This window comes from Kitasatospora sp. NPDC085895 (genome assembly GCF_040702125.1).
In the GTDB taxonomy this organism is placed as follows: Bacteria; Actinomycetota; Actinomycetes; order Streptomycetales; family Streptomycetaceae; genus Kitasatospora; species Kitasatospora arboriphila.
The window spans coordinates 1-14,988 of sequence record NZ_JBFBJY010000123.1; the positions used below are offsets into that span (position 1 = coordinate 1).

13 protein-coding genes and 3 pseudogenes are annotated in these 14,988 nt (G+C 68.4%); 10 read left to right on the plus strand and 6 right to left on the minus strand.

Annotated elements, in window-relative coordinates; genetic code table 11:
* Positions 1-177: 177 nt before the first annotated feature.
* From AB0442_RS38855 to AB0442_RS38865, 3 genes and pseudogenes are all read right to left on the minus strand, one after another.
* The gene (locus AB0442_RS38855) at positions 178-519 is read right to left on the minus strand and encodes a DUF5713 family protein (RefSeq protein WP_366168260.1); all 342 of its coding nucleotides are present in this window, start codon (positions 517-519) and stop codon (positions 178-180) included.
* 398 nt (positions 520-917) lie between these two features.
* Complete coding sequence (locus tag AB0442_RS38860) at positions 918-1,076, minus strand: DUF6193 family natural product biosynthesis protein (protein ID WP_366168249.1); 159 nt, start codon at positions 1,074-1,076, stop codon at positions 918-920.
* A 109-nt stretch (positions 1,077-1,185) separates the two neighbouring features.
* Positions 1,186-1,569 (minus strand): annotated as a pseudogene (locus tag AB0442_RS38865) (hypothetical protein); the annotation flags it as partial.
* A gap of 180 nt (positions 1,570-1,749) precedes the next feature.
* On the opposite strand from AB0442_RS38865, the gene AB0442_RS38870 reads away from it, so the two are divergent.
* The 4 genes from AB0442_RS38870 (at position 1,750) to AB0442_RS38885 (ending at position 8,061) form a co-directional block, all read left to right on the plus strand.
* Entirely contained in the window at positions 1,750-3,129 is a 1,380-nt protein-coding gene (locus AB0442_RS38870) for a hypothetical protein (RefSeq protein WP_366168250.1), read from the plus strand.
* A 21-nt stretch (positions 3,130-3,150) separates the two neighbouring features.
* On the plus strand, positions 3,151-4,062 hold the full coding sequence (locus AB0442_RS38875; RefSeq protein ID WP_366168251.1) for a ParA family protein: 912 nt from the start codon (positions 3,151-3,153) through the stop codon (positions 4,060-4,062).
* A 1,384-nt stretch (positions 4,063-5,446) separates the two neighbouring features.
* Positions 5,447-6,793 (plus strand): DUF2637 domain-containing protein, encoded by a 1,347-nt coding sequence (locus AB0442_RS38880; RefSeq protein WP_366168252.1) that lies wholly within the window; start codon positions 5,447-5,449, stop codon positions 6,791-6,793.
* A gap of 68 nt (positions 6,794-6,861) precedes the next feature.
* Positions 6,862-8,061, plus strand: a complete 1,200-nt coding sequence (locus AB0442_RS38885; RefSeq protein WP_366168253.1) for a transposase — start codon at positions 6,862-6,864, stop codon at positions 8,059-8,061.
* 103 nt (positions 8,062-8,164) lie between these two features.
* Here the strand turns inward: AB0442_RS38885 and AB0442_RS38890 are convergent, their stop codons facing one another.
* The 3 genes from AB0442_RS38890 to AB0442_RS38900 are packed head-to-tail and all read right to left on the minus strand — an operon-like array spanning position 8,165 to position 9,482.
* The gene (locus AB0442_RS38890) at positions 8,165-8,827 is read right to left on the minus strand and encodes a nucleotidyl transferase AbiEii/AbiGii toxin family protein (RefSeq protein WP_366168254.1); all 663 of its coding nucleotides are present in this window, start codon (positions 8,825-8,827) and stop codon (positions 8,165-8,167) included.
* Complete coding sequence (locus tag AB0442_RS38895; RefSeq protein ID WP_366168255.1) at positions 8,824-9,189, minus strand: hypothetical protein; 366 nt, start codon at positions 9,187-9,189, stop codon at positions 8,824-8,826. Before AB0442_RS38895 ends, AB0442_RS38890 begins: the two co-directional genes overlap by 4 nt.
* 32 nt (positions 9,190-9,221) lie before the next feature.
* Entirely contained in the window at positions 9,222-9,482 is a 261-nt protein-coding gene (locus tag AB0442_RS38900) for a GntR family transcriptional regulator (protein WP_366168256.1), read from the minus strand.
* Between the two features lie 914 nt (positions 9,483-10,396).
* Here AB0442_RS38900 and AB0442_RS38905 point away from each other — a divergent pair.
* From AB0442_RS38905 to AB0442_RS38930, 6 genes and pseudogenes are all read left to right on the plus strand, one after another.
* A pseudogene (locus AB0442_RS38905) lies at positions 10,397-11,090 on the plus strand (transposase); the annotation flags it as partial.
* A 62-nt stretch (positions 11,091-11,152) separates the two neighbouring features.
* Positions 11,153-11,647 carry a winged helix-turn-helix domain-containing protein gene (locus tag AB0442_RS38910; protein ID WP_366168257.1) on the plus strand — a complete coding sequence of 165 codons (495 nt, stop codon included), beginning with the start codon at positions 11,153-11,155 and terminating at the stop codon, positions 11,645-11,647.
* A gap of 698 nt (positions 11,648-12,345) precedes the next feature.
* Positions 12,346-13,737, plus strand: a complete 1,392-nt coding sequence (gene ltrA, locus AB0442_RS38915) for a group II intron reverse transcriptase/maturase (protein ID WP_366168258.1) — start codon at positions 12,346-12,348, stop codon at positions 13,735-13,737.
* An 11-nt stretch (positions 13,738-13,748) separates the two neighbouring features.
* A complete protein-coding gene (locus AB0442_RS38920; protein ID WP_366168259.1) occupies positions 13,749-14,399 on the plus strand; it encodes a transposase in 651 nt (216 codons plus the stop codon).
* Positions 14,400-14,433: 34 nt separating this feature from the next.
* A pseudogene (locus tag AB0442_RS38925) lies at positions 14,434-14,733 on the plus strand (transposase); the annotation flags it as partial.
* A 66-nt stretch (positions 14,734-14,799) separates the two neighbouring features.
* Positions 14,800-14,988 (plus strand): transposase (locus AB0442_RS38930; RefSeq protein ID WP_366168261.1); only part of this gene is annotated, 189 nt, incomplete at its 3' end.

A 14,988-nucleotide genomic window follows, 5' to 3' on the forward strand; every position in this document is an offset into this window, starting at 1 on the left:
AGCTTCAACCAGGTTGCTGCGACAACCCGGCGGTGCAGGTCTCTCACCTCACTCGACTCCACGGCGCCTCGTGGCGCACCCACCAGGTACGACAAGCTCGCCGTCCGCTACGAGGCGACCGTGCTGATCGCAGCTCTCAACGAATGGCTCTGACCGGGGCGGTCCTCCCGTCCTCGTTCACCAGTCCCGGCCGGCGGACAGCTTCTCCGCATCCGCGTCCGTGAACCCGTATGCCGACGCGACGAAGCAGAACTCGTCGCAGATCCACTCGCGCGCAACCGTCTCGATCCCGCTCCCAGCCGCCATGAACTCCATGTCCAGCAGGTTGAACTCCTCCGTGGCAGCCCGGGTGAGCGCATACAAGTTCTCCAGACCCGACGGCAGCTCGGCCTCGATGCGCTCGCACAGTTGCAGCAGGATCGTCCTGCCCTGGTCGACCACCTGATCAGGGAAGTACGAGTCGTTGAACATCTCCCGCAGGAATGCGTGTCCCAGTACCTGCTGGTTAGTGATCGGCATGGCACTTCCCCATCTACGCGAAGAGCTGACGCGCCGATCATGCACAGCGCCACTGACAACGACGCCACCTATGTACCCGGACCCTCCGCGACCAGGTCTTTCACAACAGGCCCTACGGCGACGGCAGACCAGAGCTCCGTCGCAGACCGAGGCCTCCCAACGCACCCAGTCACGTGACAGAACACGAACGAGCCAATCTCCCGACGGGCAACCAACGGCATCGGATCGGCCAGCTCCAACCAACACAGCCAGGTCTGCGAGGGCGCTTTGCCACACGAAGCGGACAAACTCGGCCGACCCCACGGCTGACGCGCCTCCATCAGCATGCGGCCGACCCCGCGAACGGAGAACGAGGAACCGCTGGCACCAGGATGCTGTGCCAGCGCCGACCGCTGTAATTAGCCGAGCATGACAGGACCGAGGTCGGCCGGCAGCCGACGCATGGCCAGTGCCACGGCCTCGCCTGGCGTGGCGAATCGACCGAGATCCTGGCTGGTGAGACTCCGGCTCACCCCGTACGTGCCGTCGCTGTTCGCCGTCAGACACGGCCCGACCACGGCCAGCCGCGGGCGGGTGGTCGCCGAGAAGCGCAGCGCCCAGTGGGCCCGTGAACGGGTAGAGGGCGCGCAGCACCGGCTCGGCGTAGGACACCTCGATCAGCGCGCGGTACGTCTTCTGCCAGGCGTACTCCACTTCCCCCGCCTCGCGCCGCAGGTGCTGCCACTCGGACTCCGTCAGCTGCGCGGGATCCAAATCGGGCGCCTCGAACCGTCCGGTCAGGTGCACAAAGGGCGCAGCCTGGCGGATGTCGTCCAGGGCAGCCCCGTCGTGCCATGCGCGGGCTGCCCGGGGCGACTTGCGCCAGGCTGTCCGCCGTGCCGTCGACGAGAGCCAGGCCCTGGAACTGATCCTCGCCGCAGATCGATCACTGCCGCTCGTACCGCCACGCACTGATCTGCAGTGGCCCACGGTGCGGCACGGTGGTGGCGACCGTCGCGTGGAGCAGCGGAGCCGAGACCGAGGGTGTGACAGGCATGTCGGCGACGCCACAGGCCTCCGAGCCCAGCGCCGTTACGCCCAGATCCGAGGACCAACACGCTGTTCCTTGCGCTCCCCGTCCCTCACCCGCACGCTGGCCAGCCCGAAAAGGATGACCGCGTCACCGCCAGGAACCGGCCGCGGCGCGCTCTAGTGTCGGCTCGAAACACCGTCAGAGCCGGAGGTGGACACATGGCAGGCGCCAGCGGACCGACGATGGACCTTTCACCCCGACGCCGGTCGATCTGGGACATCCCCGACGACGACCGAGCGCCGTCATCTACACCATCCGACACCGCAGGCCGGCCAGTGCCGCTGCACAAGCTCTGGGCAAACCCTTTCAACCCCAGACTCGTCCACGACGATGCCGAAATCGACGCGATGGCCGACTCCATCAAGGCCGAAGGTCTCCTCCAGGACCTGATGATCGCCGACATCGGCCCGTTCCTCGCCTACTGGACGAACCGCCTCACCACAGCACCCCGCCAGCGCACCCTCCTCACAGAATCCCTGGCCAAGGCGCGCCCCGACGACTACGTCATCCTCATCGGCCACAACCGGCACGCAGCATGCGCCCGCGCCGGACTCGACGAGGTGTCGTGCCGGCTGCGGAACGACAAGATCGACCGAGCCCGTGTCCTCGCGCTCCCGGAGAACCTGCGCCGCATCAAGCTGAACCCCATCGAGGAGGCCCTCGGCTTTCACGGTGCCCTGGAGGACGGACTCACCCAGACCGAGATCGCCGAGCAGGTCGGCTGCCGGCAGCCGCACATCTCGCGCAGGCTCAAGCTCCTCCACCTCGTCGACGACCTGCGCGACGCCGTCATGGCCGGGGACCTCCGCACGGCGGACGCCGAGCTCATTGCCGGTGCGCTGCCCTTCGGAGACCACCGGCAGACCGTCGTCCTCGATCGTATGAGGAGCCACGGCGTGACCGCCCCGGCGGCGCTGGCCCACCTCGGAACCGTGCAGGTCACAGGCGACATCGCGCAGGACAACGACAGTGAGCCGCCTTCCTGCTTCCCGACGCCCGGCATTTCGGCAGAGGCCCATCCCGGAGCAACCCAGCAGGTGGGAGGGCAGCACCCCACTGCCGACCCACCCACACACGAAGCCGCCACGCCGGCCACCGAGCCATCCACAGACGACACTGACGTGGACGACGCCCCCGGGCGCCGCGCGGAAGCCTGCCGACTGCTCCTGCAAGCCACCGCCACACCCAACCCCCGAGAAGTCCTACGCCTCCTCACAGCAGGAATCCTCCTCGCAGACCCCGGCGCCCACCGCCTCGCCCGGACCTGGCTCACGTCAGCGCAGCCCGCCCTCAAGACGCCCCGCCGGCCCTTCGCCGATCTCCTCGACCAGCCCGCACCCAAAGCCGCCAACCAGGCAGCCCTCGCGATCGCACTCGCCGCCCTGGAACAGCGCACCCGACAGACAGCGCGCCCCTGGACCACGGCCGACCGAACCTACGTCGAGCACCTCACCCGCCACGCCGGCTACCAACCCACCCCCTGGGAACAAGCCCGGCTGCACACCAAGGCACCCGCTGCCGATATTCCGACGGAATAACCAGCACTCAGGAGGCCCCTCGTGCTCACCATCCCGCCACCCGCCCCACAAGGGCTTCCCCGCTCCTACGCCTTCTCCGGACAGTCCGGCGGCGCCGGCAAAACCCAAGGCGTCGTCAACCTCGGCGTCGAACTCGCCAACCGCGGCCACCGCACCCTCATCTGGGACATCGACCCCCAGCGCAGCGCCTCCCACCTCCTCGGCTACCAGGACCCCCCACCCGGACACGCCACCGTCTTCAGCGTCCTCACCGGCGACAACAAGCTCCTCGAAGCCATCGCTCCAGCCCGCTACCGCATCACCGACGGCCAGACCGACGACGCCTTCCGCACCATCCCCAACCTGGACCTCGTCATCGGCACACCCGAAATGGCCGACGCCGAAGTCACCCTCGGCAACGACCCCGCCGGCATCCTCTGGCTCCAAAACATCATCGACGAACAGCTCCCCACAGGCCGCTGGGACGCCATGCTCTTCGACTGCGGCCCCACCCTCGGCATCCTCCTGCTGTCCGTCGTCCTCGTCGCACCCCACGTCATCGGCTGCGTCAACGACGAATACAAGTACGTCATCGGCCTCACCGACCTCGAGACCACCCTGGACCGCGGCCGCACCAAACTCCGCCGCCTCGGCTTCCACGCCCACATCGCCCACATCCTCGCCACGAACATCCCCCTCGACAGCCACGGCAACGTCGACCGCAAGGCAGGCGCCATCACCGACGACGTCATCAGGACCATCCGCACCAACGACCAGTGGGGCCCCCACCTGCTCCCCCTCGTCCGGCGCAGCATCAGGTTCAAGGAAACGATCGTGAAGCAGCGCCCCCTCCGCTTCCACGCACCCACCAGCCCCTCACTCCAGGACGTGGCAGCCGTCGCGGACGCTCTCGGGTTCCCCCGGCGCAACTCCACCCAGAGAAACCGCCGATGATATTCCGTCGGAATAACCGATTCCGCCAGGCCTCCCGCGAAATAGCGCGGGCGAAATAACCGGCCGACAGCGGGCAGTGCCCTCGGCAGGCACACCGAGACCCCACGATGCCGCGACCCCCTGGTCCAACGGGACTCGCGGCCGCAAGCCGCCAGCAGCGGAACCCAACAGCCGCCCTGCCCTCGGCACCGACCCACCAGCAGCCTGCACCCCACCCCGCGCCCAGGCGAACCCCTCCCGACCTCCGAAGACCCAGCCCAGCGGCCGAATGCCCAGAGCACGAGCCAGCAGGACAAGCACGCTCCACGCACCCAGGAACCAGCACCTCACCCACCGTGACCACCAGCGCAGACAACCACGCGACGGCCCCGATCCCCGCCACCCGGTGCGCAGCCACACACCCCACAGTGCGCAGCCAGCCTTGAAGGCAGCGCAGTCGGCAGACCAGCAGCTGCGCACCGCCACACCGCCAGCTGCGCAGATCTGCAGACCGCGCACCCGCCCCTCCTGCAACCGGCGCGGCTACGGCCATGCGTGCCCACATGCATACAAGGATCCGCCGGCCAAGGCTGCGCACCGCCCTCCCGCCGACTGCGCGCATCGCGGAAATCCGCCCGAACCCCCAGATGCGCCGCAGGCACCCGAACACCCCTGCCCCTACAAGAAACATGCAGGTCAAGCATGTGATGCGCAGGCGGCGGCCTCATGATGCGCAGGCACCTCGAGACCACCCCGGCCGCCCTGTGCGCAGAGTAGAGACCGTCGGCTGCCGACTGCGCAACCACAGCGCCGCAGGCACGGCCCGCCCCAGCAGCACCCGCCCGACGCGCAATCCACCGGCACACGCTGCGCACCCGAGAGGGCACCAGCTGCGCACCACGCTGCGCTTCAGACGGCCCCCGCTGCGCAGCACCTGCGCAATGCCCCACCCTCAGCGCAACCCACCGGGCGGCGTCCGGCACATGCTGCGCAGCAAGTGGCGCCGCTGCCGGGGACAGACAGAACGCCGGGCCAGGTGACCATGTGTAGTCGCGGCCGACGGGACTCCGGTCGCAGCGCCAAGGCCCTCCGTGCATCGGCACGCCAGTGCAACCCCGTCGTATCGTTCCCCCGCATCCCGGCCAGCCCGCCCGACCTCGGGCCGACTCTCCTCAGCGACGCTCCCGGGACGTCCCAAGCAACACCCCAGGCGCCCCACAGGGCCTCTCGCCGGCGGCCACACACACCACCCCACCCCGCACGCAACGCTGCCGAATGCCACCGCCAACACCGGAATGTGCCTCTTTGTCGGCCCCTCAGACATCAAATTCGGTAAAGAATGGCAGCGCATGAAAAGCTGTGCCCTCGCGATCACGCACCATCCGCGCACAGGGGAGGAGACACCGTGGCAAGGCCCAAACTGACCGCCATCCACATGTTCCTGATTGCCATCGTGGCCATTGCCTCGGTGACGATCGCAGGCATCGGCTTCCTGGGGTCCTACACGGCAGTACGCGAGCTCGCCGTCGAGCAGGGCTTCGGCCGCTTCTCCACCCTCTTCCCCATCGGCATCGACGTCGGCATCATCGCCCTCCTCGCCCTGGACCTGCTCCTCAGCTGGCTACGCATCCCGTTCTTCCTACTGCGGCAGACGGCCTGGCTGCTGACCGTCGCAACGATCGCCATGAACGCGGCATCCGCATGGCCGCACCCGCTCGGTGTCGGCATGCACGCCGTCATCCCCCTGCTGTTCGTCGTCATCGCCGAGGCCGGCCGCCACGCCATCAGCCGTCTCGCGAAGCTCAAGGACAGCCGCCGCATGGAGTCCGTCCGCTTCATGCGGTGGATTCTGTCGCCCTTCCGGACGTTCGCCATGTGGCGCCGGATGATGCTCTGGGAGATCCGCTCCGTCGACGACGCAGTGCGACTGGAGCAGATGCGGCTGGCCTACGCGATGCTGCTGGAGGACGAGTACGGCAAGGACTGGGCCAAGACCGCGCCGCGCGCAACGGTGCTGCCCCTGCGCCTGGCGAAGCTCGGTGTTCCCATCTACACCACCGCGCCCCAGGGGCTTGCTGCGGCGGGCCTGTCCGACTCTGCATTCGGCGGTCTGTTCACCGCGATCGCGTCGCCGGTCGGTGAAGCCGCCGCCAGCAGCCACGCCGAGCTCGTCCGAGGAACGCACGGCACCGCGGACCGCCAGGATGCCGAAGGCCCTGCCCGCGAGCCCGTGACGGTGGCGGACGACAAGCCCGAACCCACGCAGTCGGGCCTGGCCGTCGGCATCGCGGCCGCCGCAGTGGAGGCCACTGCCCAGGACGATGCCGCGTCCGTCCCCGAGGAAGAGGAAGAAGAGGAACCAGTCGCAGCCTCCGACCTCGCCCAGAACAGCACAGGACCGGTCCTTTCCCCGGCCGCCCCGCAGGTTGTGCAGCCGGCTTCCGCCGAGACCCCCATCCCGGACTCCAGCACCACCACCCAGCCCGCAGCACCCGGCATCGCCGGGCCCGAGGAGAGCCAGTCCCGCGAGGAGCAGCTCTACAGCTACTACCGCCACTACGTCGACCGGCACGGCCAGCAACCCGAAAAGCACCTGTTCGCAGACTTCATCTACCGGGAGTTCGGCCAGACCGGGCAGAGCGGAACCGGCCCCGTCAGCGTCCAGTCGCTGCGCAGGTACTGGGGGAACCTGGAGGCCCGGTACCAGGAGGAGCAGGGCGCAACGCAGGTGCTCGAGGGTGCAGCGAAGTAGGAGGGGAAGCGGCCGTCCCCTCAACCTGGGCCAAGTCAAAGGGCGCGGGCCGGGGACGGAATTGCGGCATGCAACGGACGGCTGGAAGAAGAACCGACCAGTGCTGCCCGGGTCGAGGACGCGGTCAGGACGGTCGGGACAACCCAGGGGCCGGGCACCGCGTAGGGCGACCCCGTTGTCCATTGGAGACTTGGCCAGACCATAGCGGAACGGCTGTGCGCGGGGATCCTGCGCTTGAAGGGCTACACCGACATCGAACCCCAAGCCCCCTCGGCGGGCCCGGTCAAAACGCTGGTGGATCTCGCGCTCGCACCGGAACGCCGCCGGGGTCGCGGAGCCTGTACGGCGGGCTCAATCAGGGGCGGGTCGACTTCGGCTGGCTCCGTCGCGCCCTGGTTGGCCTGCCGTTGCCGAGAGCGGCTGACGGTCGACTGGTCCTGGCCGTCGACGTATCGCCCTGGCTACGGCCGGACGCCGTGACCTGCCCGGACCGTTCCTTCTGCCATACCTACGGTCGGGGCCGGAACGAGCACCGGATGATCTCGGGCTGGCCGTACCGGTCGTGGCCGCACTGGAGGCCAGCCGCACCTCCTGGACCGCCGTTCTGGACGCGGTCCGGTTGGAGCCAGGCGCCGATGTCGCGCCGTGTCCACCGCTCAGATCTGAGAGGTCGCCGAACGACTCATCGCCGCTGGCCAGTGGCGGGAAGGAGACCACGAGATCCTGGTCGTCTTGGACTCGGGATACGACGCACCTCGCATCGCCCATCTCCTGGGGGCCTGCCGGTGCAGATCCTCAGGCGGCTCCGTTGCGACCGGGTCATGCGACGGCCGACACCACCGCGCGTCTACGACCCGAAAGGCGGGCGCCTGCCCAAGCGCGGCGGTGAGTTCGTCTTCGGCGACCCCTCTACTCGGGTCCGAGCAGGCCGTGACGACCACGGGCGAAGGCCACCTCGCAAGCCTGGGACACGGCTCCATCCCCGGCTCATCCGCCCGGTGGCCTGGCTTGGCCGCGACGGGCCACTGCCCATCATCGAGGGCGCCGTCATCCGCCTGGCCGTTGAGAAACTGCCCTCCGGAGGAGTCAGCAAGCCGGTCTGGCTCTGGTGGTCGCGAACCAAGCGCGGCGCGGCTACGGGCTCTGAGCTGCCGGGGTATGCCCCGCATGCCCGGGTGCGTCGTAGGCGACCTCGGACCATCGAACAGCGGAAGGCCAGCTTCCGGAGCATTCCAGTCATCGCTGTCACGATGCCGACGAGGTGGTGAGGGATGGCACCGAATCTGCGCCGACGTGGAGCCTCACCGTCAACAGGCGGTGAGGTTTTGCTGTTTTCGCTGCCTGATGGATACCGGCTCGCTACTGCGACGTTCAGTCGACCTCGTAGCCGCCCGATAGGCGTTGGTCGATGTCATCCGACCACAACTGGGCCCAGGCCCTCAGGTCTTCGATTTCCGTATCGTTCAGACCGTAGGCGGCGAACTCCTCATCCGCATACCACTGGGCGCCGGAGAGGCGGTCCCGGAGATCCTCCAGCCGGAACTCGTCGCGTCCGTGACGGGTGCCGAGCCGCTCGAGGTCCCGAAGCGTGCGGAAGCCGGACGCTGCCTTGACATCGATCAGATCACGGGCGGCTCCGCGGTCGGCCAGCGCCCGTACCTTCGTGCCGATCACATCGTCGAAACCGAGCACGGGACCGTGGGCCGATTCATACGGTCGGTCCCAGAAGTTCTCTTTCAGGACATCGACCTCGCACTCCTCGCCGGACTGGTCGCGAACCACCAGCCGAGCGGAGAGCGGATCCGTGCTGACCACGGTCACTGTCCAGCCCCGCGCCGCCAGACCGGTCTCGAGATCCCGCGCGATATCGGCCATCGGCGCGGGATTCTCTGTCGCGACGTCGAGGTCTTGGCTGAGCCGCTGGACAAGACCGTGCGCCTGGACCGCATAGCCGCCAGTGATCACGAGCGGATAGCGCATGCCGATGGTCAGGACATCGCGAAGCAGCCGGCGGTGCAGGTCGGTCAGCTTCACGCCGCGGCGGACCCGTGAGTGGCGAGCTCAGGAAACGTATCCTCCCAGACCTGCCGGACGTGCCGACTGACCAGATTCCGCAGAACGGGCCACTGGGAAATCAGCAGACCGCGATTGAGGAGAGCGACCACATCGGCCTGCTGACCCTCGCCCAGGACCTGACGGTAGAAGCTCATGCGAAGCCTCGAATCGGCGAGGTCATAACTCCGCAGGCCCGACCAGGCGACGTGAATCGGCAGCTCGACCCTGCCATCGACCGGGCCGCGCAAGTCGCTCAGCGAGCTCGGCAGTCTACCGGCGTACCGCGCGCGCAGTACCTCGCCCGAAGACGGGACCGCGGCTACGGAGGATGAGTGCGCCATGCCGACGATTATCCCCTCACCACCCCTGGTCGTCACTGCTTGGAGGTAGCCGCTACATACGTGCCGCGCTGCGGGACGACGAAGAGGTCGCCCTCCTCCACAAGCAGGGCGATAGTGCGACGCACCGTGCTGCGGGCCAGGCCGTACTGCTGGACCAGCTGCGCCTCGGATGCGATGGCCCGACCGGGCTGCCAGTCGCCGCGGGTGATCCGCGCTCGCAGGATGGCCGCGAGCTGCCGGTAGGGCGTGAGGGGAGCCTCGTAGTCGATGGTGTCGTCCGGGCCGTAGTCCATACAGCGACGCTATGAGGAGCGCTACGACCTCACACTTTGAGATACGTCTCGACACGTATCGATACGTATCGGTACGCTGGCGCCCGCATCCACAGGACGAGGACAAGAAGGGAACCAGCTCCCGTGACCGAAAGACTGCCTCCACCGGCGCCAGACCGCTTCACACCGCCGCCGGTCGTCCTCGACACCACGGCTGCCGCACACCTCACCCCACCACAGCTGCGAGGCACGTCCTGCTGGCGTGCAGACGAGACGTGCCAGGGCCCGCTCCGGCCCGCCGGTCACGCCTACACCACGCCGAAAGACGCCAGCGCGCCGCTCGGCTGGGTCATCGTCGCCTGCACCAGCCACACGGCCGCGCCGTGATCCACTGGCCTCCCGGCGAGAACCGGCCGATCCAGGTCACCTTCGACTACAGCCTCGGCGGACGCTACACAACGGCTGAGTGCCAGCTCGGAGCACACCACGCCTGCCCCGGCGGCCTGCGCCTCGAGGGCGGCTACCTCGACCCCGACAGACGCTGCTCGTGCGTTCACGGATCCTGCAGCTGCAAACCGGCCCAGGACCGAGGCCTTCGAGCGGATCGCTCCGGGCCTACGCCCGTGTCCGACGGGGACGGATCATGGCCGCCCTCAGCCCGGTAGGACCGATCCGAGGTCCATGGTCGAGCTGCAGGGGAGGAACTACGGGCGACCAGCCCAAAGAGCAAACCAGACGCAGGTCCCGGATACCCGTGCTGCTGGTTGTCGCGGCCCATCCCTGATCTTGCGTGGGTATCCCCGGCTTCGGCCGGGGAGGGAAACGCATCCTTGGCCCGGAGCCGCGCAGCGGCGGAGCCAACGTGGTTGTCGGTGGCGCTCGGTAGAGTGATGTCGCTGGCCGTGATCTTGGAGGGGGTGGGCCGGGTGGGCCGGGTGATCCGTGCGTACAAGTTCCTGATCAGGCCCACCGTGGGCCAGGAACAGGCGCTGTCGGCGATGCTGCGGGATCACTGCGCGCTGTACAACGCCGCACTCCAGGAACGCCGCGACGCCTACCGGCACGCCAGCCGGACGACCGTCCGCTACGGGCAGCAGTCCGCGCAGCTCAAGGACATCCGGGCCTTCCGACCCGGGTCAGGGCCGCTGGTCGTTCTCCTCGCAGCAGGCCACGCTGCGGCGTCTGGACAAGGCGTTCGCGGCGTTCTTCCGCCGGGTCAAGGCCGGTGAGAAGCCCGGCTACCCGCGTTTTCGCTCACACAAGCGGTTCGATACGGTGGAGTGGCCGAAGGACGGCGACGGCTGCCGATGGGATGCCACCCCCAACGACCCCGTCACCCGCGTCCGCCTGCAGGGCATCGGCCACGTCAAAGTGCACCGGCACCCGGTGGCCGGCACCATCAAGACGATCGGCATCAAGCGCGAGGGCAAGCGCTGGTACGTCGTCCTCACCGCCGACCAGGCCCGGCCCGAACCGCTGGAGCCGACCGGCAGCACGGTCGGCATCGACCTGAGCCTGGCCAACTTCCTCGCCGACTCCGACGGTGGGTTCGTGCCCAACCCGCGCCACGCCCGCGCCGCCGCCGCGAAGCTCGAAGCCGCGCAGCAGGCCCTGGCCCGGTACAAGCGCGGCAGCAACTGATCTTGTCGGTTCGGGGTGAGGGCTGTCCGGTGTGGGTGTAGGCCGGAGGTATGAGGTATCCCGATGGTGGTGGCCTGACCGCGCGGGAGCGGGCCCGGCGGGAGCTGGTGCGCCTGGAGGCCGCCGGCATGTTCGAGGAAGGGATCGCGCCCCCGCAGGTGGCCAAGCGGTTGCGGGTCTCGCGTAAGTCGGCCTATGCCTGGCACGCGCGCTGGGCGGAGGGCGGCGCCGACGCGCTGGCGTCCAAGGGACCGAGCGGGCGGCCGTCGCGGATGAGACCGGAGTGGCGGGCCTGGCTGGAGGAGGCGCTGAAGCAGGGACCGGCCGCGCACGGTTGGGTGGAGGACCAGCGCTGGACGCTGGCACGGGTGGCGACGGTGATCGCGCGCCGTTTCCATGTGCGGTTCAGCATCAAGCAGACCGCGCGGATCCTGCACGAGATGGGCTTCAGCGTGCAGGTGCCGCAGCACCGGGCCGTCGAGCGGGACGAGCGGGCGGTGGCGACCTGGGTGAAAGAGACCTGGCCACGGGTGGAAAGACGGTGAGGGTCCGGGACGCATGGCTGTGCTTCGAGTTGCGCCGTGAGGCGCTGTGATTCGTGTGGGGGTGAGAGACCTTCACCGCTGACCTGTCGTAGCAGGGAGGTGGAGCTGAGGGAAGCTTGATCCGGGTGATGCCGGGGAGGGCGGGAGCGGCCCTGACAAAGCCGGGACGTGCCAGTACTGCCAGATGGTGCGGGTCCGGCGAGCGGGATGGAGAGGAGTACGCGAGGAACCGGCGTCTTTACGTCTCTCAACCAATACACCGGCTCGAACCTGGCGGATCTGGGCCGGAGGCGGTGCGTACCCGCTGCCGGATGGCGGTGGGGAACTCCTTGGCCGGTATTTCGAAGCCGTCCGGGAGGCCACGAGGAAGGTCTACGGCGTACTCGTGGCAATGCCGCAGGGACACAGTCGGGCTCCTACTCCAACGAGCGAATCACAGTGAACACGGGAACCACCCGCTCTCAACTCCCTCGCCGTGCACAGCCAGTGCCCGGATGGGGATAGGCGCATCGACCGCCGAACGGTCCGGGTGGGGCGGAGCCGCCGTAGTACTCCGAGCCGGGGAGAGCCCGGTGCATGGGGAAGGGCGGCAGCGGTATCGAGGAGGGAAGGAGACTGCAACGCCGAAAGACGCACCGCTGAACAGCGGTGCCCTGCTGGACGAAGCCCCGCCGGGTCCACGCCAGCGGGTATCGGAGATGCAGGCCAAGCTTCACCGTTGGGCGGCGGCCGATCCCGGTCGCCGGTTCGATGATCTGTTCAACCTCGTGCACGACCCGGCGACGCTGATCGCGGCGTTCGACCGGGTCGCCGGCAACCGGGGAGCCCGCACTCCCGGCGTGGACGGCCTGACGGCCGCCGACGTCGAGGAGCGCTTCGGGGTGCCCGGGTTCCTTGACGGCCTACGGGCCCAGCTGAGGCAGGGCTCGTTCCGGCCGCTACCGGTGCGGGAGCGCAAGATTCCCAAACCGGGCGGGTCGGGGAAGGTTCGGCGACTGGGGATTCCCGTGATCGCCGACCGGGTCGTCCAGGCCGCGCTGAAACTGGTGCTGGAGCCGATCTTCGAGGCCGACTTCAAGCCGGTCTCCTACGGCTTCCGGCCCAAACGGCGGGCCCAGGACGCGATTGCCGAGATCCACTTCTACGGCACCCACGGCTATCGATGGGTGCTCGACGCGGACATCGCGGCGTGCTTCGACGAGATCGACCACGTCGCGCTGATGAACCGGGTCCGGATGCGGATCAAGGACAAGCGGGTGCTGGCGTTGGTGAAGGCATTCCTGAAGTCCGGCCTCCTCACGGAGCTCGGGGAACAGCAGGAGACCTTCACCGGCACACCGCAAGGGGGCATCATCTCCCCTCTCCTGGCGAACATCGCCCTGTCGGCGCTCGACGAGCACCTGCACCGGGCATGGGAGCCTGACGGGGAGCTGTCCACCAGCGGTCGCCGCGAACGGCGGAGCGCCAAAGGCCTGCCCTCGTGGCGGCTGGTCCGCTACGCGGACGACTTCGTCGTCCTGGTCAAGGGGACCAGGCAGGACACCGAGGCACTGCGCGAGGAGATCGCCCAGGTCCTTGCACCGATGGGGTTGCGGCTCTCGGAAGCCAAGACCCAACTGGTGCACCTGAGCGAGGGGTTCAACTTCCTGGGGTTCCACATCCAGCGGCGCCGCAAGAGAGGAACGGACAAGTGGTACGTCTACACCTTCATCGCCGACCGGCCTCTCCGGTCCGTGAAGGCGAAGATCCGTACCCTCACCCACAGAACATCGCAGCAGGACCTGGCCGTGGTGCTGATCAATCTGAACAGGGTCACCCACGGATGGGCCAACTACTTCAGGCATGCCGTTGCGAAGCGCACCTTCAGCAATCTGGACAACCTCGTCTGGTGGCGGGTCATCCGGCTGCTGCAGGAGCGGCATCACTGGAACTGGTCGGACGTCCGCAGACGGCTCACCACTCCCACCGGGCGGTGGCTGCCGATCAGCGCGGGCGAGATCGAGTTGCGGAAGATCAGCGCGATCCCGGTCACCCGGTATCGCTACCGCGGCAACACGATCCCCACCCCCTGGGCCACTGCAACCACCTGACGGCAGAGACCGTGGAGAGCCCGTTGCGTCGAGAGGCGCACGGCGGGTTCGGCGAGAGGTCCGGGGAAACGGACCGGGAGCAATCCCGGCACCGCGCCCCGGGCCTACTCAGCGACGAGGCCGGGCAAGGACTTCGCCCGCCGAAGGCCCGGACCTGGTCCCGCCGTGGAGACACGCCGGTAGTAGAGGTGACGGGCAGCGGCTCGGGGCGAATCTCGCTGGCCTCCATGATCTGTGTCCGGCCCGAGGAGCGGGCCCGTCTGGTCTTTCGGATGCTGGTCCATCACCACCGCAAGGGTGAGAAGAAGGGTTTCGAAGAACTGGATCTGGCCCGGCTGCTGGACGCGGCCCACCATCAGCTCGGCGGCCGTGACATCGTGCTGATCTGGGACAACGCCACGATCCACAAGGACGCCGCGATGCGCGCTCTCCTCGCCGCGCGGCCGTGGCTGACGGCCTACCGGCTCCCGCCGTACTGCCCGCAACTGAACCCCGACGAGGGCGTCTGGGCACATCTGAAGAAGAGCCTGGGCAACCTCGCCGCCTGCACCACCGACCAACTCGCCGCCCAGGTCCGTACCCGGCTGAAGAAGATGCAGTACCGCCCCGACCTGCTCGACGGCTTCATCGCCGAGACCGGACTGGCTCTCACACCACCATGACGTCACCCCGAGCCGACAAGATCAGAAGCGCCGCCGCAAGGCGGTGGAGAGCGTGGCCCGAGTGCACCGCAAGGTCCGCCGACAGCGCCTCGACCACGCCCACAAAACCGCCCTCGGCCTGGTCCGCGCACACGACTTCATCGCCCACGAAGACCTCAGGATCCGCAGCATGGTCAGGGCTCCCGCCCCGAGGCCCGACCCCGAGCAGCCGGGCGGCTTCCTGCCGAACGGGGCGGCGGCCAAGGCCGGCCTGAACAAGTCGATCCACGATGCCGGATGGGGGATGTTCCTGACGATCCTGCACGCCAAGGCTGAGAAAGTGTTGGGTAACTGATCAACTGCGTGGTGCGAGTCGACGGTGGTGATCTTCGTGGGCGGCTCGTCCACGAAGATCACCACCATGTGTGTCTGCGCGTGCAAGCCGTCCTATGCCTCGTCGCTGACGGATGCTCAGTGGTTGGTGATCGAGCCGCTGCTGCCGGAGCGGGATCCGTGCCGGGGCGGGCGGCCGTTGAAGTTCTCGCGCCGACTGGTCGTGGACACCGTCCTGTATGTGCTGGTCAGCGGGTGCGCCTGGCGTTTGGTGCCG